General features: G+C 62.0%; 20 protein-coding genes and 1 tRNA gene. 14 read left to right on the top strand and 7 right to left on the bottom strand.

What is annotated here, in order from left to right; translation table 11 throughout:
- Nucleotides 1–9: 9 nt before the first annotated feature.
- Both HMPREF9696_RS13770 and HMPREF9696_RS13765 read right to left on the bottom strand, forming a co-directional pair.
- Entirely contained in the window at nucleotides 10–1,347 is a 1,338-nt protein-coding gene (locus tag HMPREF9696_RS13770) for a flavin-containing monooxygenase (protein ID WP_245259232.1), read from the bottom strand.
- Nucleotides 1,322–2,290: an NAD-dependent epimerase/dehydratase family protein gene (locus HMPREF9696_RS13765; protein WP_002713638.1), complete on the bottom strand. Its 969-nt coding sequence runs from the start codon at nucleotides 2,288–2,290 to the stop codon at nucleotides 1,322–1,324. Before HMPREF9696_RS13765 ends, HMPREF9696_RS13770 begins: the two co-directional genes overlap by 26 nt.
- A gap of 176 nt (nucleotides 2,291–2,466) precedes the next feature.
- On the opposite strand from HMPREF9696_RS13765, the gene HMPREF9696_RS13760 reads away from it, so the two are divergent.
- From HMPREF9696_RS13760 to HMPREF9696_RS13740, 5 genes are all read left to right on the top strand, one after another.
- A complete protein-coding gene (locus tag HMPREF9696_RS13760) occupies nucleotides 2,467–3,672 on the top strand; it encodes an ABC transporter substrate-binding protein (RefSeq protein WP_002713637.1) in 1,206 nt (401 codons plus the stop codon).
- Nucleotides 3,673–3,734: 62 nt separating this feature from the next.
- The gene (locus HMPREF9696_RS13755; protein WP_002713636.1) at nucleotides 3,735–4,523 is read left to right on the top strand and encodes an enoyl-CoA hydratase; all 789 of its coding nucleotides are present in this window, start codon (nucleotides 3,735–3,737) and stop codon (nucleotides 4,521–4,523) included.
- A gap of 58 nt (nucleotides 4,524–4,581) precedes the next feature.
- On the top strand, nucleotides 4,582–5,331 hold the full coding sequence (locus HMPREF9696_RS13750; protein ID WP_002713635.1) for a VOC family protein: 750 nt from the start codon (nucleotides 4,582–4,584) through the stop codon (nucleotides 5,329–5,331).
- Nucleotides 5,332–5,336: 5 nt separating this feature from the next.
- Nucleotides 5,337–7,448: an acetate--CoA ligase family protein gene (locus HMPREF9696_RS13745; RefSeq protein WP_002713634.1), complete on the top strand. Its 2,112-nt coding sequence runs from the start codon at nucleotides 5,337–5,339 to the stop codon at nucleotides 7,446–7,448.
- A 117-nt stretch (nucleotides 7,449–7,565) separates the two neighbouring features.
- Entirely contained in the window at nucleotides 7,566–8,369 is an 804-nt protein-coding gene (locus tag HMPREF9696_RS13740) for an SDR family NAD(P)-dependent oxidoreductase (RefSeq protein WP_002713633.1), read from the top strand.
- Between the two features lie 6 nt (nucleotides 8,370–8,375).
- On the opposite strand, the gene HMPREF9696_RS13735 is transcribed toward HMPREF9696_RS13740, so the two are convergent.
- The 3 genes from HMPREF9696_RS13735 to HMPREF9696_RS13725 form a co-directional block, all read right to left on the bottom strand.
- A complete protein-coding gene (locus tag HMPREF9696_RS13735) occupies nucleotides 8,376–8,648 on the bottom strand; it encodes a GlsB/YeaQ/YmgE family stress response membrane protein (RefSeq protein ID WP_002713632.1) in 273 nt (90 codons plus the stop codon).
- A gap of 86 nt (nucleotides 8,649–8,734) precedes the next feature.
- Nucleotides 8,735–9,361 carry a YidB family protein gene (locus HMPREF9696_RS13730; RefSeq protein WP_002713631.1) on the bottom strand — a complete coding sequence of 209 codons (627 nt, stop codon included), beginning with the start codon at nucleotides 9,359–9,361 and terminating at the stop codon, nucleotides 8,735–8,737.
- Between the two features lie 196 nt (nucleotides 9,362–9,557).
- Entirely contained in the window at nucleotides 9,558–9,965 is a 408-nt protein-coding gene (locus HMPREF9696_RS13725; protein WP_002713630.1) for a VOC family protein, read from the bottom strand.
- Between the two features lie 141 nt (nucleotides 9,966–10,106).
- Here HMPREF9696_RS13725 and HMPREF9696_RS13720 point away from each other — a divergent pair, with 141 nt between their 5' ends.
- Entirely contained in the window at nucleotides 10,107–10,586 is a 480-nt protein-coding gene (locus tag HMPREF9696_RS13720) for a DUF2177 family protein (RefSeq protein ID WP_245259231.1), read from the top strand.
- A gap of 5 nt (nucleotides 10,587–10,591) precedes the next feature.
- On the opposite strand, the gene HMPREF9696_RS13715 is transcribed toward HMPREF9696_RS13720, so the two are convergent.
- Nucleotides 10,592–11,617: an SAM-dependent methyltransferase gene (locus tag HMPREF9696_RS13715; RefSeq protein WP_002713628.1), complete on the bottom strand. Its 1,026-nt coding sequence runs from the start codon at nucleotides 11,615–11,617 to the stop codon at nucleotides 10,592–10,594.
- Complete coding sequence (locus HMPREF9696_RS13710) at nucleotides 11,614–12,429, bottom strand: DUF1295 domain-containing protein (protein WP_002713627.1); 816 nt, start codon at nucleotides 12,427–12,429, stop codon at nucleotides 11,614–11,616. Before HMPREF9696_RS13710 ends, HMPREF9696_RS13715 begins: the two co-directional genes overlap by 4 nt.
- Here HMPREF9696_RS13710 and HMPREF9696_RS21685 point away from each other — a divergent pair.
- The 8 genes from HMPREF9696_RS21685 (at nucleotide 12,428) to HMPREF9696_RS13675 (ending at nucleotide 20,190) form a co-directional block, all read left to right on the top strand.
- Entirely contained in the window at nucleotides 12,428–12,583 is a 156-nt protein-coding gene (locus HMPREF9696_RS21685; protein ID WP_157170031.1) for a hypothetical protein, read from the top strand. The two genes, HMPREF9696_RS13710 and HMPREF9696_RS21685, sit on opposite strands and share 2 nt — an antisense overlap.
- Nucleotides 12,584–12,714: 131 nt before the next feature.
- Nucleotides 12,715–14,061, top strand: a complete 1,347-nt coding sequence (locus tag HMPREF9696_RS13705; RefSeq protein WP_002713626.1) for an NAD(P)/FAD-dependent oxidoreductase — start codon at nucleotides 12,715–12,717, stop codon at nucleotides 14,059–14,061.
- Nucleotides 14,058–14,843 carry a DUF1365 domain-containing protein gene (locus tag HMPREF9696_RS13700; protein WP_002713625.1) on the top strand — a complete coding sequence of 262 codons (786 nt, stop codon included), beginning with the start codon at nucleotides 14,058–14,060 and terminating at the stop codon, nucleotides 14,841–14,843. The genes HMPREF9696_RS13705 and HMPREF9696_RS13700 overlap by 4 nt, the downstream gene beginning before the upstream one ends.
- A 109-nt stretch (nucleotides 14,844–14,952) precedes the next feature.
- Nucleotides 14,953–15,029, top strand: a tRNA-Arg gene (locus HMPREF9696_RS13695).
- Nucleotides 15,030–15,367: 338 nt separating this feature from the next.
- Nucleotides 15,368–17,518, top strand: coding sequence for a TonB-dependent receptor (locus HMPREF9696_RS13690; RefSeq protein WP_002713624.1), 2,151 nt, complete (start codon nucleotides 15,368–15,370; stop codon nucleotides 17,516–17,518).
- A gap of 76 nt (nucleotides 17,519–17,594) precedes the next feature.
- Nucleotides 17,595–18,290, top strand: coding sequence for a HoxN/HupN/NixA family nickel/cobalt transporter (locus HMPREF9696_RS13685; protein WP_002713623.1), 696 nt, complete (start codon nucleotides 17,595–17,597; stop codon nucleotides 18,288–18,290).
- A gap of 126 nt (nucleotides 18,291–18,416) precedes the next feature.
- Nucleotides 18,417–19,178, top strand: a complete 762-nt coding sequence (locus HMPREF9696_RS13680) for an N-acyl homoserine lactonase family protein (protein WP_430642320.1) — start codon at nucleotides 18,417–18,419, stop codon at nucleotides 19,176–19,178.
- A 139-nt stretch (nucleotides 19,179–19,317) separates the two neighbouring features.
- Nucleotides 19,318–20,190: a patatin-like phospholipase family protein gene (locus HMPREF9696_RS13675; protein WP_002713621.1), complete on the top strand. Its 873-nt coding sequence runs from the start codon at nucleotides 19,318–19,320 to the stop codon at nucleotides 20,188–20,190.
- Nucleotides 20,191–20,412 lie beyond the last annotated feature (222 nt).

Below are 20,412 nucleotides of genomic sequence, written 5' to 3'. Positions count from 1 at the left end.
GATGTCGCCTCAGAGGCCTGCCTGCCGCCGCTCCATGTCCTTGCGAAGCGCACCGGCGTAATTTTTGAAATCCACCTCCAGCGTATAGCGCGCCGAATTCAGCCACGTCCGCTGCTTCTGTTCGTGATGCGATCTGATCTCGCGCGCCATATCGTCGTCGGACGGCAAGGCCATGCTATCGGCAAGCGCCGCCGCGATCCACCGCGCCTGGACCTCCACCAGCGGAATTGTCGCGCCGATCGGCTGCACCAGACCAGCGAAATAAAGTCCCGGCAAGCCGGGCGGCGTGATGCGGCGATAGAGGTTGACCATCTCGCCATCGCTGACCGAGAACAGTGACGGCGCGAGAAACGGAAATGTCGTCTTGTAGCCTGTGGCATAAATGATGGCGTCGAACGGCTTGCGCGACCCGTCCGCGAATTCGACCGCATCGCCGTCCAGCTTCACAACATTCGGTTTGATGTCGATCCAGCCGTGCCCGATATAGGGCAGCAGCTCCTGGCTGATCGTCGCGTGTTCGCGCCACATCGGATGCTTTGGCTTTGGAATGCCGAACCGGCGCTGATCTCCGACGGCAAGGTAGGCCAGCCGCGCCATGATCATGCGTGTTATCAGCGTCGGCAGTTTCAGTTTGCGGGAGAAGAACGCCGACCAGCGGTCGGTGGGGATTCCCATCAGGTATTTCGGCATCACATAGGCGCCGGTGCGCGTCGACAGCGTGACGTTTTTTGTCCGCTTGCACAGATCCACGGCGAGATCGACGGCGGAGTTGCCGATGCCCACCACAAGGACATTCATGTCGTCGAAAGGCGCGGCGGTGCGATACTCGCTGGAATGAATAGCGGTGCCGTCAAACGTTCCGGGAAACGACGGGCGGCGCGGATTCCACAAATGTCCATTGGCGACGATAACAGCGCGATAGTCGCGCGCGCGACCGTCGGCGGTGGTCACAAGCCAGCGTCCGCCGTCCGTTCGCGCGACGGAGGTGACCTCGGTGTTGAACGAGATCGCGGAGCGCACATGGAAATGATCCGCGTAGGATTCGAGATAGGCCAGCAACTGGCGATGGGAGAGAAAATCCGGCTGGTCGGCGGGAATCGGAAAATCCGGATAGCCGAGATTGTTGCGGCTGGTGTCGATGTGCAGGCTGCGATAGGCGCAGGAGAGGCCGTTGTCGTTCTCGTAACGCCACATGCCGCCGAGATTCGATCCCTTCTCGAAACAGTCGAAGGATAATCCGCGGTCGCGCAGGGCCTTTCCCACTGCGATGCCTGACGAGCCTGCGCCGATGATGCAGATATCCGGAGGGGCTGTTGCGGTGTTATGCATCGCGGAGACTCTCGGCATAGTGACGAACGATATCGCTGAAGCGGATATCGCCGGAAATGCCAGCCTCCGAGGCGGTCCGCGAGACGAAACCTTTTGGCCATCCATCGACGATGGTTTCCAGCGCCGCATCGGGCACGAAGGTGATTTGGCCCAATTCTGATCCCAGATAATCCTTCAGTGCGTCCACGATGTCCGCCATGCTAACCGTGAGTGCGGGAAGATTGATCGCGGTTGTTCCGCCCAGCGTGGCCGACGCAGTGTCATGCATCGCGATCAGGCCAGCGACGACGGCCGCGACCGACGCAACAGGAATGCGCGTCTCGGGTTTCAGGGGAATGGTGACATCGCGCCCTGCCACGGCATCGCGAACGATTGCGGCCACGCGATCGGACACGGATGACGTCGGCGGCCCGGGATGTACCAGCACGATGGGCAGGCGCAGCGAGCGTGCCTCGATCTCGCCGCGCCGGGTCGCATCCGCGAGCATCAGTTCCGCAATGGATTTGTGCGTGCCGTAGGATGTTTGCGGATGCTGGACCAGATCGTCGTCGACGATCTCCGGCAGATCGCCGCCGAACACGGCAATCGAACTAGGAAATACAAATTTTGGCGGCTTGCTGCGCGATCCGGTGACCTCGATCAACCGCGCCAGGGCGGCGACATTCACGCCCATCGCCCGCGCCGGTTCTTTCTCCGCGGCGCTGGTCAGCATGGCGGCGAGATGAAAAACCGCGTCGGCGCGGAAACTCCCGATGCGCTGCAGAACGTCGCCGCTGGTGATGTCGCCCTTGACCGGCTCGATCCTGCCGTCGGAGCAGTCCGGAAGATGGGAGTCGACCAGCAGCACGCGCTCGATTGCGCGGGGCATTCCCGATCTGTCGGCCAATTGGCCCGTCTTGAGCAGCGCGCGGACAAGGTGGGAGCCGATAAATCCGCCGGCGCCTGTAACGACAATTCGCATGGTATTCCGTCTGGCGAAATGCGCGCTGCCGTGCCGCGCGCGGCGACGTGCAAACTTGTAATTTCCGCATGGTGTGTCAAGTGCATGCGGTCTTGTCGCTGGCGTGTCGTTGCGCCATGATGAAGCCAATCAAAGATGCTGCCGACGAAGCGCGGCATCGACAACGGGAGACTACATTGAAGAAAATTCTCGCGACCCTCCTTTCATCTGTTGTTGTGCTCGGATCGGGCGCCGCCCTGGCGCAAGGCAAGCCGCCGCTGAAACTCGGCGCCATTCTCGATATGTCCGGCCTTTATGCCGATATCACCGGCCCCGGCAGCGAAACTGCCGCGAAAATGGCCGTGGAGGATTTCGGCGGCGAAGTGCTCGGCCGCAAGATCGAGATCATCGCGGCGGACCATCTCAACAAGGCGGACCTGTCGTCCAGCATTGCGCGCGACATGTTCGACAATCAGGGCGTTGAGGCGATTATCGACGTTGCCGCGTCGGCCACTGCGCTTGCCGCCAACGAGATCGCCAAGGCACGCAACAAGATTATCATCTTCAACGGTCCCGGCTCCATTCGCCTGACGAACGAGGCCTGCGGCCCCTACACCGTCCACTATGTGTTCGACACGTTCGGACAGGCGAACTCGACTGGCCTTGCCGCCGTGAAGGCGGGGCTGGACACCTGGTTCTTCCTGCAGGCCGACTATGCGTTCGGGCAGGATCTGGAGAAGGACACCTCCGCCGTCGTGAACAAGATGGGCGGCAAGGTGCTCGGCACCGTCAAGCATCCGCTGAACACTTCGGATTTCTCCTCCTTCCTGCTGCAGGCGCAAAGTTCAAAAGCAAAGGTGATCGGTCTTGCCAATGCGGGCGGTGACACCATCAACGCCATCAAGCAGGGCGCGGAGTTCGGCCTGATGAAGGGCGGGCAGAAGATGTCGCCGCTGCTGGCTTTCGTGACCGACATCGACAGCATCGGGCTCGAGACCGCGCAGGGCCTCGTTCTGGCGGAAGCCTGGTATTGGGATCTGAACGACGACACCCGCGCCTTCTCGAAGCGCTTCATGGAGAAGATCAAGCGCGCGCCGACATCGGCGCAGGCCGGCGTCTATTCTTCGGTGCTGCACTATCTGAAAGCGGTGAAGCAGGCGGGCACCACCGACTCGGCGGCGGTGATGAAGATCATGAAGTCGACTCCGATCAACGACATGTTCGCCAAGGGCGGCAAGATCCGCGAGGACGGCCGCATGGTTCACGACATGTATCTGTTCGAGGTGAAGAAGCCGTCGGAATCGAAGGCCCGCTGGGACGACTACAAGCTGCTCGCCACCATCCCGGGCGATCAGGCGTTTCAGTCGCTTGATGCGTCGCGCTGTCCGTTCATCAAGAAGTAACGTCATTGCAAGCGCCGGCTGCTGCCGGCGCTTGCGCTTCGATCCAGCACAGGAAACGTCTCATGAGCGGCACCGTTCTGCAAAGCCTCGACCGTGGTCTCCTGACCCTCACCATGAACCGGCCTGACCGCCGCAACGCGATCAATGCGGAAATGTCGGCGGACTTGATCGAGGCGGTGCGCCGGGCGGCGGACGATACCGGGGTGCGGGCGGTGCTGTTGCGCGGCGCCAACGGCACCTTCTGCGTCGGCGGCGATGTCAAGTCGATGGCCGAGAACAAGTCGGAACTCACGTACGAGGTGAAGCGCGCCAATCTGCGCAAGGGCATGGAAATCTCGCGGCTGCTGCATGAGCTACCCAAACCCGTAGTGGCGCAGATCGACGGCGCGGCGGCGGGCGCGGGTCTGTCGATTGCATTGTCCTGCGATCTTCGGGTTGCGGGCGCGTCCGCCAAGATCACCACCGCGTTCGCCAAGGTCGGATTTTCCGGCGACTATGGCGGCACCTACTTCCTGACCCAATTGCTCGGCAGCGCCAAGGCGCGGGAACTCTATCTCTTGTCTCCCGTGCTGACCGCGCAGGAGGCGCTCGCGCTCGGCATGGTCACGAAGGTTGTTCCGGACGATCAGGTGGCGGAGGCTGCGACCGAACTTGCGATGTCGCTGGCACAGGGGCCGAGCGTCACGCTCGGCTATATCAAGCGCAACATCAACAACGCCGAACAGCTATCGCTCGAAGCGTGCTTCGATGCGGAAGCCGCGCATCACACCCGCTGCGGCGAAACGGCGGATCATCGCGAAGCCGCGAAAGCCTTCATGGAAAAGCGCAAGGCGGTGTTCAAGGGACACTAGCGCGACGCAGCGCTGACGGTTCACCGTGAAATAACAAGAGCGACAAGGGAGCGCCTCCATGACCGGCACCACGCGCATGCGGCAAATCTGTCTGGTTGCGCCGCATCTTGAGCCGGTGGTGGGTGACATCGCCGCGATCATGGGCTTGTCAGTTTGTTATCGCGATCCCAATGTCGCGCGCTACGGGCTCGAGAACGCGCTGCTTCCGGTCGACGATATCCTGCTCGAAGTGGTCGCGCCGTTCCAGGGTGGCACGGCAGCCGGGCGTTTCATCGAGAAGACCGGCGGGCGCGGCGGTTACATGGCGATCCTGTCCTGTGCCGATCCCCGCGAGCGGCAGAAGAATGCCGATGCGATGGGCGTACGGACCTCGCATGTGATTGATCGCCCGCCCTATCTCGGCGTGCAGCTTCATCCGCGCGATTGCCGCGCGGCGTTTATCGAGTTCAATCATACGGCAGGCAGTGACAACATCCGCGGTCCCTATCCGCCGGCCGGGCCGGACTGGCACCGGGCGATTCGCGATGAGGTGACGTTGGCGCTGACGGAAGTCACCCTCGCCAGTCCTGATCCGCAGGGACTCGCGGCGCACTGGAGCCGGATCATCGGCGTTCCGGCAACCGGCGCGGACATCGATCTGGTGAACTGCAGGATCCGGGTCGTCCAAGGCGAGAGCGAGATCATGAGTGGGCTCACTTTTCGCGTGCGCGATCCTGCCGCGGTGCTGCGTACGGCGCAGGCGCGCGGGCATGTGGTGCAGGGCGACACGTTCGCTCTTGGTGGCGTCGATTTTCGCATCACGGCCTGAACGCGATGCCGAAACATCCGCTGGACAGCTTCTTCTCGCCAGACAGCATCGCGATCATCGGCGCGTCCCGCGACGACAAGAAAATTCCCGGCCTGCTGCTCACGTTTCTGCGCCGGAACGGATTCGCCGGAACGATTTATCCAGTCAATCCGTCCTGTGACAGCATCGGCGATCTCACTTGTTATCCGTCGATTGCCGCGATCGGGAAGGCGGTCGATCTTGCCATTGTGATCATTCCGGCGCGTGCGGTTCTTGGCGCGTTGCAGGAATGCGCGGCGGCGGGTGTGAAGAACGCCATCGTCATTTCTTCGGGCTTTGCGGAAGAGGGCGGCGAGAGCGCGGACATGCAGGCGGAGATCGCAGAACTCGCCAGACGCACCGGCATGCGCATTTCCGGGCCGAATGCGGAGGGTTTCTATAACGAGCCGCAGCGGATTGCCGCGACCTTCAGCCCGACCGTGGATGTCAAGCCGGATGCGCCGCGATTGCTGGCGACGCCGCGCCGTGTCGGCATCGTTGCCCAGAGCGGCGGTATCGGTTTTGCGATCTACAACCGCGCGAAGGCGATGGGTGTTGCCGTCAGCAAGGTCATCAGCACCGGCAATGAATCCGATCTCGCCGCCGGTGAGTTCCTCGATTACATGGCGCAGGACGCGGACACCGATGTCATCCTGATGTTCATCGAGGGCATTCGCGATCCGCAGGTGTTCATGGCGGCGGCGCAGCGCGCGGCCGAGAGTGGCAAGCCGGTGATCGTGACCAAGGTGGGCCGCTCCGGTGCGGGCGAACGCGCGGCGGCGTCTCACACCGCGAGCATGGCGGGATGGACGGCGGCCTACGATGCCGTCTTCGCGAAGTATGGCTTCATCGTCTCGCACGATCTCGACGAGGCGGTGGCCATTGCCGCAGCATTCGCCAGCGCGCCGTTTCCGCGCGGGGATCGCGTGGCCATCGTCACGGTGTCGGGCGGCGCGGGTGCATGGATGGCGGATACGCTGGCGGCAGAGGGATTGCAGATTCCGGAGTTGCCCGACGCCCTGCAAGCGCAGGTGCGGGCGCTGATTCCATCTTATGGCTCTCCGCGCAATCCGGTCGATATCACGGCGCAGGCGGTGCATAGCGGCGGCCTGCAGAAGATCGTCGAATTGCTTGAGCGATCCGATGACGTGGACATCATCGTTGTGGTGGTATCGCTTTCGAGCGAGACGCGCATTCCGGTGAAGCAGGATGAGATCAGGCCGCTGATCGCGGCGCAACGCAAGCCGATCCTGTTCTTCACCTACACCCTGCCGTCGCTGTTCGCACGCGCTGAACTCGCGGAGTCCGGGATTGTCGCGTTTCCGGGCATCGCCGCGTTCGGCCGCGCCATGAGCCGTCTTGTAAGCCGAAGCCGGTTCAGGCTTGCGACAAGCGTCGCCATGGATGGACCGGGCCGGACATTTCCCAAGGGGCCGCTGCCCGCGCAGCTTTCCGAGCATGAGAGCAAACTCTTGCTGCGCGAGGCCGGCATCGCGGTGCCGCAGGGCGTGTTGGTGCGCGATGCCTCCGCACTGACTGCGCTGTCCGGCGTGACGTTCCCCGTGGCCATGAAAATCCAGTCGCGCGATATTCCGCACAAGAGCGAAGCGGGCGGCGTGCGGATCAACGTGCGCGATCCGGAGGAGGCCGCCGCGGCCTTCGATGAACTGATCGCGCGCGCCCGCCGGTTCAAGCCGGAGGCCGGGATTGACGGCGTGCTGATCGAGCCGATGGCCCGGCCGGGCGTCGAAATGATCGTCGGCACGGTCAACGACGATACGTTCGGTCCCATCGTGATGGTGGGACTGGGCGGGATTTCAACCGAACTGTTCAGAGATGTGGTGTACCGGCCCGCGCCGGTCGATGCCGCACAGGCCTCGGCGATGATCGGCGAACTCAAATCCGCGGCCCTCCTGAACGGATTTCGCGGCGCGCCCAAAGCCGACACGGCGGCACTGGCGGCATTGATCGCCCATGTGTCACGGCTGGCTGCGGAGATGAAGGACCGTGTCTCCGAGATCGAGATCAACCCGGTCCGGGTTCACGAAGAAGGCGCGGGCATCACCATTGTCGATGCGCTGATCGCCGGACGGGGATGATGGACGTATGTTCGCGCATCTGCCATTCCCGCCGCAGACCGGCCTGAAAATCGCTGTCATGGACCGGCGAGGGCCGTTAGATTGCGCGCAACCACAAGCTCTCAAGAAGGATACGAAATGGCCAAGGATGGATTGAATGTGATTGTCACGGGCTCGGCTTCGGGCCTCGGCGCAGCATCCGCGCTGCTGCTGGCAAAGCAGGGCGCGCGTCTGGTCATCAACTATTCGTCGAGCCAGAAGGAGGCCGAGCAGACCGCGGATCAATGCCGCAGCGCAGGCGCAGCCGAGGTCGTGGTGGTGCAGGGCGATGTCTCGCGCGACGAGGACTGCAGGAAGATCGCGGCTGCGGCGGCCTCATGGGGACGGCTCGATGGCCTGATCAACAATGCCGGCATGACCAAGCATGTCGATCACGGCGATCTCGATGGACTGTCGGCGGAAGATTTCCAGCGCATCTACGCGGTGAACACCATCGGGCCGTTTCAGATGGTCCGCGCGACACGCGCGCTGCTGGAGGCGGGAGCGAAGCATTCCGGGCGCAGTTCGTCGGTGGTGAACGTGTCGTCGATTGCCGGCATTGCCGGTATCGGATCATCCGTGGCCTATGTCGCAAGCAAGGGCGCGCTGAACAGCATCACGCTGTCCCTGTCGCGCGCGCTTGCGCCGACGATCCGCGTCAATGCGGTATGCCCGGGTTACATCGACACGCCGTGGTTCACCAAGGGCCGCGGCCCCGAACTCGCGGGGAAGATTCGCCAGATGGTCATCGAGCAGGCCCCGCTGCAGCTTGCGACCACGGCAGAGGATGTCGCCGAACTGGTCTGCTTCCTTGCGGGGCCGGCCTCGCGCAGCATGACCGGTGAAATCGTCCGGATGGATGCGGGCGTGCATCTCGGGCCGGCTGTCCTGCCCAAACGCTGACGCCGTTCAGACCTTGTTGCCGGGGTCGGAAACGACCCCGCGCGCCACCAGCCTGTTCCAGATGAACAGCACCAGCAGCGCGCCGATGGTTGCGGTGATGAAGCCCGCGCCTTGGTTCGGCCCGTAATGGCCGATGGCCTGGCCGATGAAGGTCGCGAGAAATGCGCCCGCGATGCCGAGCACCATGGTCAGGATAAAGCCGGTCGGATTGTTCGGGCCGGGCGACAGCAGCCGCGCGAGAAAGCCTGCGACCAGTCCGACGATAAGAATGTAAAGCATGTCTGGTGTCCCTGTAACTGAATCAAAAGAGCATTCGCAATCAACGTGGAGTGACTGAAATTACTCCACGTTGTCCGGTGACGCGATCAAATCCAGCGCGAGGCTTCGTGCTCCGTCGGCAGACGGCCGTCGGGCGTGAGCTGGTTGATGATGTCGGGCAATTGCTTCGCCAGTCCGGAGAGCAGTTCGTCGCGCGACAGGCCGGTTTGCGATGACAGCGTGTTGATCTGGTCGGCGCCCAGCGCCGAGGCAAGATCGCCGGGCGAAATCTGCTTGTTGGGGCCGTTGGCAACCCATGAATTCGCGGTCTCGGTGTGGCCATTGTCCTGAAACTGCTTCAGCAGATCGTTCAGTCCGCCGCTGAGGACGCTGCCCGCTGCGCCGCCTGCCAGCAGGCCGCCAAGAGCGCCGCCGAGCGGGCCCTTCATCAGGTCGCCAAGTCCGCCAGCAAGTCCGCCACCCAGCGCGCCGCCGAGTCCGCCGGTGCTCGCGGTGGTCGTTCCAGGCAATGGCGTGGGCGCCGAAGGCGCATTGTCGGCAGGGCTTGCGCCGGTGTGGCTGCCGCCGAAATGCTTGACGGCCTTGTAGGCCAGAAGGGCGAGGATCGCCATGGTCATCGGCGACATCCCGCCTTTGCTTTCGCCGGGTGCGCTAGGCTCGCTTGGCCCGCGCGGCCCGTTCTGCATGCCGTTGAGAATGTCGAGCAAACCCATTGTCGTCTCCTGTCGAACGCCCCTCTCGCGAAGAGTAGTGCGCCGACATGACGGTTACAAGGCAGTCAGCAGCAACGGATTCGGCGGAAAACGCGAAAGTTTTAGGCGCATCTGCTGTTCATGAGCGGTTCATATGGCTGTCTGATGCCGCGAAATGAGCATGCGTCTGGTTTAGGCGTTCGCGCAGCAAGATCGGCTACTTGTAGGAGGCAATCTCGATCAGACTGCCATCGGGATCGCGGCAATAGACCGAGTTCAGCGTTCCCCGCGCGCCGTGCCGCTCGACGGGGCCTTCCTCAATGGCGATGCCGCAGCTTGTGAGATGCTCGACGACCTGCTGCGGCGTCGATGATGTCAGAAAGCAAAGATCGTCGCTTCCGGCGGCCTCGTGATCGGCTGTGAACCACTCGACTTTGCCGGTTGCCACCGGCCGCAGGTTGATTTTCTGGTTGCCGAAGATCATCGCGATGCGCTTTGCATAGCCGCCGCCCGGATCGAACTCCTGTCGCGTCATTCCAAGCGCGCGTTCGTACCAGATCGCGGACTTTTCGGCGTCCGTGACGTTGACAACGAGGTGGTCGATCGCATTGACTTTCAGGGACATGAGGAAATCCTTGTTCTTGGTCCGCTGGGTTATGACGGTGCTTTGGAACCTTGTGCGACAGTAACTCTTGATCCGGTCAGACGAGCCGCGCACGCGCCACGCCAGCGGCCTTCAGAGAAGGCGTTTCAGCACGGAAGGCGCGTGAAACCAGATATTATTATGGCCGTACATACGATACTCGCGCCGAAGGTAGATGCCATGGTTTTTGTCGTAGGATATATCAGCGCCCTCATCATATTCGGAGCCGTCGACGCGGTGTGGTTGAGCATGATGGGGCCGCTCATCTATAAACCGGTTCTCGGCGATATACTTCTCCCGAATGTCCGTATCGGCCCGGCCATCGCATTTTATGCGATGTATCCGGTCGGCATTCTTGTGTTTGCGGTGCTCCCCGGTCTTCGCAGTGGCTCTCTTGGGACAGCGTTCGTGCTCGGCGCGCTTCTGGGCGTGATCGCCTATGCGACCTACGATCTCACGAACTTCGCGACGCTTCGCAACTGGACGCTGCAGATCGTTATCCTGGATGTTGTTTACGGCGCGATTGCAACCGGCGTTGCAGCGGTCGCGGCATGCGCGATTATTCGTGCGACGGGATTGGGGCCCGGCTCCGGCACAGGTTAGATATCTTACGAAACAGGCTGCAGTCTGTAATGACTGACGCCCCATTCCTTGCCGCCGGAATGGCCAAACAGTCCTGCGGTCGCGAGGAAGAACAACCGCCAGCGCCGGTGCCAGATACGCGCGTCGGCTCCATACACACGCCGGAGAATGTCGAATATTGCGGCGTTGTTGTTGTCGAAGTTTGCCAGCCAGTCGTTTGCGGTTTTCTCGTAGTGACTTCCGCTCCATCGCCATTCCGCGTCGACAGCGAACATATCGGTAAATTCGCGGATCAGTGAATGCCCCGGCATGATGCCGCCGGTGAAGAAATGCTGTGCAATCCAGTCATTCTGGTTGGCGTGATCGAAGCGATACGATGCCGACCGATGGCTAAAGATGTGCAGAAAGAGCCTCCCGTCAGGGTTCAGCGCATCTTTCACACGCTTCAGAAGCGGTCGCCAGTTGGCCATGTGCTCGAACATCTCAACCGAGACAATGCGGTCGAACTGTCCAGGCGGAATGAATCCGTTCATATCGGCAGTTATGACTTCAAGATTGGACAGTTCTTCATGTCGCGCGCGTTCGGTGATGTATTCGCGCTGCGAATGTGAATTCGATACCGAAACGATCCGCGCAGACGGATAGTGACGCGCCATCCAGAGCGAGAGTGAGCCCCAGCCGCAACCGAGTTCGAGTATGCGTTGTCCGTCGCCGAGTAATGCGTGATCCGCCGTGCGGCGCAGCGCATTCTCTTCCGCCTCGGCAAGCGACCGGATGCCTTCGTCATAGAGGCAGCATGAGTATTTCCGCTGCGGCCCCAGGATCAGTGCGAAGAATTCAGCCGGGATTTCGTAGTGCTGGGCGTTGGCATCGTCGGTATGCAACGCCACCGGATAATTGGCCATTTCGCGCGCAAAGCCAGCGGTGTCCTGAACGTTTCCTGCGAGCGCCCGCCGGGTTTGCCCGACAAGCCGATCAATCACGGTGCGGCTCAATGCATCGGGCCAGGGTACGGCTTCTCCGATGCGGATGGCAGCCCGGGCAAGGCTCATGATGCTGTTCCTGTATCGCGCGCGGGAAGAGGGAAGAAGGCTGAGGTCTTCAACTGGTAATCCCGAAACCGCGATCCATGGCGGTTCAGCATATGGTCTTCCAGCGGCGGGATTCCGGATACGTGGACAAGCAGCCAGTACATGCAGATCGGCCCGGCAATGGCGGCGAATCCCCATGGGAATCCGCCGCCCAGGTCGATCGCGAACAGGGGATAGGCGATCCAGCCCAGCCACTCGAAGAAGTAGTTCGGATGACGCGACCATTTCCACAGGCCTGTATCGCAGATCGAATCCCTGTTTTTCGCATTTGACCGAAAGTGACGCAGTTGCCGGTCGGCCAGTGCTTCGCCGCCGATCGCGACGAGGAAGATCAAGATCGCGAAAATGTCCTGCGTCCTGATTGCCGGATAGGGATTTGAAGCAGCCAGAAACATCGAGAACGCCAGCGGGATGCTGACAAGCGCCTGCTTTTGGAGCAGCCAGAACATCTGCCGCGACGCATCGGCACCCCAGCCCTTTGCCAGCGCTGCATATCGCGGATCATCGACGATGCCCGTGGTACGGCGCGCGATGTGCAGCCCGAGCCGCAGCGACCAGACGACGATCAGCGATCCAACAATAACGCGCCGCGGGCCTCCGCCCGGCGCCAGAAATGCGCTGAGACAGCCGATTGTGCCGAGGCCGAAGGTCCAGATCGTATCGACCCAGCCCGAATTGCGGGATACGCGCCAGACCAGCCAAGCGGTTGCCATCACCAACGACAGCGCGACCGACAGCACGCCAAGCGCTCTGAGTGCCTCAGGAGCGGTCATGTCGCCCAATCTTGCTTTGCAACGCCGCGCTTCTGCCGGCCACGCACTGAAAACTCAAGGTTTTCTGGCACATGGCGGAACCCAGGCGGCCTGGACCGGGCGGGCGCGGGTGAGCCATTCGCACGGCCTGATCTGCCGACGCGCTGAAACCTGAATCGGTCTGGTCCGTATCATTCCAGTTGGTTTGCACAGCAAACGATACGAGCCGCACGGCGTTTGGTTTCACGCCGGTGCAAATTTCTCCCGGCCTCGTCCGTTTGCGATTACGGGACGGAAAAATACGAGATGGGACGTGAACATAGCAGGAAAACTATCGCCGTCGTGGGGACGGGGATCGCAGGCATGTCGGCGGCCTGGCTGCTGAGTGCGCAGCATGATGTGACGGTTTACGAGCAGGCACCGCGCACCGGAGGCCACTCAAATACCGTCATGGTGCGGAGCGCGGCCGGTGATGTTCCGATTGATACCGGTTTCATTGTCTACAACGAAGTGACTTATCCCAATCTGACGGCCTTGTTCGATCATCTGGAGGTTCCGACGCAGGTCTCCGAAATGTCGTTCGCGGTCTCGCTCGCCGATGGCAACCTGGAATATTCCGGAGGCAAACTCGCGGGCTTGTTTGCGCAGCCAAGTAATGTCCTGCGGCCGCGATTCTGGTCCATGCTGAACGACCTTCAGCGATTTTACCGCGAAGCGCCGCGTGATCTGGTGCTGCTCGACGGCATACATACGACTCTCGGCGACTATCTGGACGCCGGCCGCTACGGCGCCGCATTCCGGAACGATCATCTCCTTCCGATGGCAGGCGCCATCTGGTCCGCCCCGGCGCGCAGCATTCTCGGTTATCCGGCCGCGTCGTTCATCCGGTTTCATGACAATCACGGGCTGCTGAAAATCCGTAACCGGCCGCAATGGCGAACGGTCACCGGTGGCAGCCGCGTCTATGTCGAGGCGCTGACCCGGCGTTACGCCGGCCGCATCCGCCTGTCGACGGGCGTGCAGTCGATCTCACGGCGCGGGGAGCGGGTCGAGGTGCGGGATCGCGACGGAAGCACGGCGAGCTTCGATGACATCGTGATTGCAGCCCATGCCGACCAGGCCCTGTCGATCTTGTCCGACGCCGACGATCGCGAGCAGGCGCTGCTCGGGTCGTTCCGCTACAGCGTCAATCGCGCCGTGCTGCATTCCGATCCGGCGCTGATGCCAAAGCGCAGGGCGGCATGGTCGAGCTGGAACTATATCGGTCGCGCGGGTCATGAGGGCCTCGAGAGTCCGATGGTCACCTACTGGATGAATGCGCTGCAGAACATCCCGACCCGTGAGCAGTGGTTTGTGACGCTCAATCCCGTGCGGGAACCCCGTGCGGTCTGGCATAGCGAGAGCTACGAACATCCGCTGTTCGACTCAAAGGCCATCAGCGCGCAACAGAAGCTCTGGTCGCTACAGGGACGCCGCAATACCTGGTTTTGCGGAAGCTATTTCGGGGCAGGATTTCACGAGGATGCGCTGCAGTCCGGACTGGCGGTGGCCGAGGCGCTGGGCGGCGCACGCCGGCCCTGGAACGTTGCGAAGGAGTCCGGCCGGATCTTTATCTCGCCAGCAGCGCAGCAGCCAGCCGGGATTGCCGTATGACGGTCCGATCCAGTCTCTACGTGGGAAATGTCTTCCACCATCGGATGCGTCCGCGTGTCCACAAGCTGCGCTATGGTGTGTTCTGGATGCTGGTCGATCTGGACGAACTCGATGCCATGGACGGGACGCTGAGATTTTTCTCTCGTAACAGGTTCAATCTCACGAGCTTCCACGATGCCGATCATGGGAACGGCGGCGCCATTCCGCTTGCGCGTCAAATCAGGGACCTGCTTCGGACCTCGGAAGTTGCAACCGAGGTCGGCCGGATCGATCTGCTCTGCATGCCGCGAGTTCTCGGCTATGGCTTCAATCCGTTGAGTGTCTATTTCTGCTACCGGCCGGACGGATCGCTCGCCGTGATCATCTATGAGGTCCATAACACTTTCGGTGAGCGGCACAGCTACATCATTCCCTGCAAGCCGGCCGATAACGGCCGCATCGAGCAGCAATGCGTGAAAGCCTTCTTCGTGTCGCCTTTTCTCGATATGGAGATGCACTATTCGTTCCGGGTGGATTTACCGGCTGAAACCGTCAGGATCACGATTCAGGGTGACGATCCGCAGGGGCCGACAATTCTTGCCTCGCTGGCCGGTTCGCGGCAGGTGTTGAACGATAAATCCCTCCTGCGCCTGATGGTCAGCCATCCCGTGATGACGCTCAAAGTGATCGCCGCGATTCACTGGCATGCGCTGCGGATGATCCTGAAGGGGTTTCGCCTGCGCCGGCATGTGTCCGCACCCCGATGTCGCGCGACCGTCGTGCCTAGCGCAGAACTAGCCTGAAATTTGAATCACCCGAGCCGGGACCGGCGGGGTGGCGGCGACGCACGGCGTCTGATATGGAATTGCGAAAGTTTAAACGCTCCTGCCGAGTGCGGTGGGCATTCAGACCGGTCCCGTAGCTCAGCCGGATAGAGCGACGGTTTCCTAAACCGTAGGTCGGAAGTTCGAGTCTTCCCGGGATCGCCATTTGTCGTGCGTGGAATGATGTCCGAAGCGCTCTTGCGGGTTTGCCGCGGCGACGCACGCGGGGGCATGCGATGCAGGTCGTCGGTATGATAAATAATTGACAATGTCATACTGCGCGTGCGAGCGTGACCTGCCGGTTCTGATCGACATGCGGGGGCATTTCCATTCAACGGTTGAGTTTGAGGCGTCGTGAAGCGGCAGCGCGTTGTCGCCGCGAGCGGCGTGGCGCGCGCGGGCTTTGGCAGGCACCGCTGGCGATCGGCCTTGCGTTCGCCGGACTGATTGCAGCCCCGCGGAATGCCTCGTCGCAAAGCACCGATGCGGCGGCGGAATCCGCATTGCCTCCTGTCAACGTGACGACACAACGTGCGCGCCAGGAGCGCCGGACTGTCACGCTGCAGACCGCGCCTGCCACGACGACAAGCCCCGATGTGAACGAGGGTGCCGGTCAGGCGCCGGTCGCCTCTGCCAGCGAAAAGAATGTCAGCGGCGAGGAGGTCAACGCGCGGCCGTTTTCGCGGCCCGCCGAGGCGCTTGAAGTGGTGCCGGGCCTCATCATCACGCAGCACAGCGGCGACGGCAAAGCCAACCAGTATTTCCTGCGCGGCTTCAATCTCGATCACGGAACCGATCTGGCGATCAACGTCGATGGCATGCCGGTCAACATGCGCACCCATGGCCACGGGCAGGGCTATGCCGACCTGAACTTCCTGATTCCCGAACTGATCGGATCGGTCAACATCCGCAAGGGTCCGTACTTTGCGGACGAGGGCGACTTCTCGTCGGTCGGCGCGGTGCATATCGGGTTGATCGACACCATCCAGAAAACCATGGCGCTCGGAACGGTCGGCAGTTTCGGCTATCGCCGGGGCCTCGGCATCACCTCCACCAAGGCCGGCAACGGCAACCTGCTGATCGCAGGAGAGGTCAACACCTACAACGGGCCGTGGGACAATCCCGACAAGCTGCGCAAGCTGAATGCGGTGGTGCGTTATACGGAAGGCACGGCAGCCAACGGTTTCTCGCTGACCGGCATGGCTTATGCCAATCACTGGAATTCGACCGACCAGATTCCGCTGCGCGCGATCACGTCGGGACAGGTCGGCCTTTATGGCGCGCTCGATCCGACCGACGGCGGACGGTCCGATCGCTTTTCGGTGTCGGGCCGATGGGCCCAGACCGACAGGGACGGATCGTCGAAGATCAATTTCTATGCGATCAAAAGCTCGCTCGATCTCTACAACAATTTCACGTTCTTCCTCGATAATCCGGATCAGGGCGACCAGTTTCACCAGCACGATGATCGCGTGCTGGCCGGCGTCAATGCGTCTCACACGTTCAACACGGTCGTCGCCGGCCTACCGATGCAGACCGAGGTCGGCTTCCAGAGCCGCTACGACGACATCAAGGTCGCGCTGTCCAACACCTATCAGCGGCAGTTTCTGTCCGGTACGCGGAGCGACAAGGTGAAAGAGGCAAGTGTTGGGGTCTACATCCAGAACACCGTTTACTGGACCAACTGGATGCGCACCACGCTCGGCTATCGCGGCGATTTCTACAACGCCAATGTCAACTCGATCCTGACGTCGGCGAATTCTGGCAACGCAAATGCTTCGATCGGCAGCCCGAAGATGAGCCTTGTGTTCGGGCCGTTCAACAAGACCGAATTTTTCATCAATGCGGGCGAGGGGTTTCACAGCAACGATGCGCGCGGCGTGACCATCAAGGAATCGCCATCGGACGGCTCGCCGGTCGATGCATCGCCGTTCCTAGTCAAAACACGCGGCGCCGAGGTTGGCGTGCGAACGCGGATCATTCCCGGTCTCGACAGCTCACTCAGCCTGTTCGTGCTGGATTCGGCATCGGAAATTCTGTTCGTCGGCGATGCGGGCGACACCGAGCCGAGCCGCCCGAGCCGCCGCTATGGCTTCGAGTGGAGCAACCATTACAAGCCGGTGTCCTGGCTGCAGATCGACGGCGATCTCGCCATGACCCACGCGCGGTTCCGCGGCGACAACTCGGCGCAGGCCGCTGCCTATGCCGAACTGGCCGGCTATCCGGAAGCCCAGATCGGCAACGCGCCGGGCAACTACATTCCCGGCGCACCGAACATGATTGCCTCGGCGGGAATCCGGCTGGGCGAAAAGACCGGCTGGTTCGGCGCGCTGCGCTATCGCTATTTCGGGCCGCGTCCGCTGACCGAGGATGGCGCTTTCAGGTCACCGGGGACGGGCTTGCTCAACGGGCAGATTGGCTATCGCTTCGACAACGGCTGGCGCATCCAGCTCGATGCCTACAATCTCACCGACAGCAAGTCCGACCAGATCACCTATGCCTACGGCTCGCTGCTCAAGAGCGATGCGCTGTATACCCAGTGCAGGTCCGGCTCGCCACCGCCGGCGGCCGTCTGTGGCACCGGTGTGATGGATCGCGTGCTGCATCCGGTCGAGCCGCTCGCAGTCCGCCTCACTGTCGCGGGGCAGTTTTGACCCATGCAAAGAGTCTGCTTCAACACGGTTGAAATAGCCTCTAAGGTCGCGCCCGTCACATGAGATCATCAGGCGCATGTTCGGAATTCTAGGCCTCGGCTTTCTGCTCGGCATGCAACATGCGCTCGAGGCGGACCATATCGCGGCGGTGTCCAGCATCGCGGCGCGGCGCACCAGCGTTCGTGACATCGTCACGCATGGGCTGACCTGGGGGCTGGGGCACACCATCACGCTGTTTGTCTTTGCCGGCGTGGCTATCGTTCTTGGCCATGTGATCCCCGAGCATGTTTCGGGCCCGCTGGAAACCGCCGTCGGGATCATGCTGGTCGGGCTCGGCGCGCATCTGCTGTGGCGGCTGTGGCGCGACCGGGTGCATTTCCATCAGCACCGGCATGGCGATGGCACGGCGCACCTTCATCTGCACAGCCACGGGACGGACGCCGTTCCGCATCAGGACAGCCGCCACGACCACGCGCACGGTTTCCGGTGGCGTTCGCTTCTGGTCGGCCTGATGCACGGCATGGCAGGATCAGCGGCGCTGCTGGTGCTGGTCGCCTCGCAATTCGCAAATCCGTTGCACGCCTTGCTCTACATTCTGCTGTTCGGAATTGGCTCGATGCTGGGGATGGGCGCGCTGTCCGCCGTCATCGCGGTGCCGCTTGCGGTCTCGGCAAGATGGCTGACATGGGCCAACCGCTCCCTCCAGGTGGCGGTCGGCGTCATCACCATCGCCATCGGCGTCACGACGATCTACACCACGGCGCTGGCGTAAGGGGGGCCATTCCCCGCACGCAGCTTGTCCCGATGGGCGCCGATGTGCACAGTGCCGGCAAAACAACAGCCGACGGGGAACGCCTTGGCCGATCACAGCGAGATTTATGCGATCCGTTACGCCACGATGACGGGGCGCCAGCCGCATCAGAATTATCTCACACCGGACATCCACAACGAAGGCACCGACCTCGACTATTTCGTCTGGCTGATCCGCGGCAAGGGCGGGGACATTCTGGTCGATACCGGCTTCAACGATGTCGCAGCCAGGGAGCGCTCACGCACACTCACCATCAATCCTGCTGACGCGCTGAAGCAATTCGGCGTGGCACCGGACAGCATCCGCGATGTCGTCATCACTCATCTGCACTACGATCATGCGGGGAATCTCGATCTCTTTCCCAACGCGCGGTTTCATTTGCAGGATCGCGAAATGACCTTCGCCACCGGCCGCTGCATGTGCCACGGCCTGCTGCGTCATCCGTTCTCTGTCGAGGACGTGACGCTGATGGTGCGGCATGTCTACAGCGACCGAGTCGTATTTCACAATGGCGACGCCGAAATCGCGCCCGGCGTGACGCTGCATCATGTCGGCGGGCATTCAGACGGCCTGCAGGTGGTGCGCGTCGAAACCGAACGCGGGCCGGTCGTGCTCGCCTCCGACGCCGCGCATTATTACGGCAACATGCATCGCGGCAACCCGTTTCCGATTGTCTATAACATCGGCGACATGATGCAGGGCTGGCGCACGGTCGAGAACCTTGCCGGTCATGCCGACCGGGTCATTCCCGGTCACGATCCGATGGTGCGCGAGCTTTATCCGCAGGTGGACTCCGCGGCGGATGCGGTCGCACTGCACAAGAATCCGAAGCGCTCGTTTGCCGGCTAGTTGCCGTGTGCCGGACCGGCGGCAAGCGTTGCTCCAAACAATCAATCTTGATTCCGTTTCGTCCGCGCATGGGTATAATTCTTGCGCGTCGCGCAGCTCGATGCGGCGGCTGTCGGCAAATGAACGCGGCTGAGGCTGGATGCACGAAAAAAACGTCAACATAGGGAAGAAGACAGCATTCGTTTTCGCGGGCGGCGGAAGTTTCGGTGCGATCCAGGTCGGGATGATGCAGGCGCTTGCCGCGCACGGCGTCACCGCCGATCTGGTGGTCGGCTCGAGCGTGGGTGCGATGAACGGCGCTTACTATGCGGGTGCGCCGTCACTGGATGGCGTGAAGAAACTTGCCGACATCTGGCGCGGCTTGACACGGCAGGATGTGTTCCCGGTCTCGGTGCGCTCGTTTGCATCGTTCCTCTGGCGCCGTGATTTCCTGATCTCCCATGACGGCGTGCGCAAGCTGATCGAGGATCATCTGCCCTACAAGAAGCTCGAAGAGGCCATCGTCCCGGTCCACATCGTGACCACAGATATTGTGACCGGTGAAACCGTGGTACTGTCCGAAGGGTCCGCGGCGGAAGCGATCGTGGCCAGCACCGCTATTCCCGGCGCGTTTGCACCCGTCCCGCACGACAATCGCTTTCTGGCGGACGGCGCGATCTCCAGCAACACGCCGATTCGGGTTGCCATCGACAAGGGCGCGGAACGCCTCATCATCATGCCGACGGGGTTTGCCTGCGCAGGGCAGGAGCCGCCGGTGGGAGCTGTGGCGACGGCCCTGCATGCGCTGACCCTGCTCATCGCGCGGCAGATGACGGTCGAACTGCAGTATCTCGAATCGAGCGTCGATTACTGTGTCGTGCCGCCGCTTTGTCCTCTGGTCGGCTCACCCTATGACTTCACCCGCACGGACGATCACATCGAGCGGGCCATCACGAGCACCGAGGCGTGGATCGCGGACGGCGGCCTTCAAAAGAGCGGCATTCCGGGCGAACTGCAGCCACATCAGCATTGACGGGCGCGGGTTAAGGCCTGACCGCATCTGGCGGATATTGCTTTGCAGCAACGGTCAATTTTACGGGAGCGATATGACGCCATCACGTCAGGCATCCGGATAATCGCGATGTTCGCGATGTCGATGATTGCCCGGGTTGATGTATAGTTTCCGGCTATCGGAGCCGTTGATGACGCGCCATGGACCCGCGTCATGAAAAGGGTCAATCTGCGTTTCCGGAGC

It is taken from the genome of Afipia clevelandensis ATCC 49720, from assembly GCF_000336555.1.
In the GTDB taxonomy this organism is placed as follows: domain Bacteria; phylum Pseudomonadota; class Alphaproteobacteria; order Rhizobiales; family Xanthobacteraceae; genus Afipia; species Afipia clevelandensis.
This window is presented reverse-complemented; position numbering and strand designations above follow the sequence as displayed.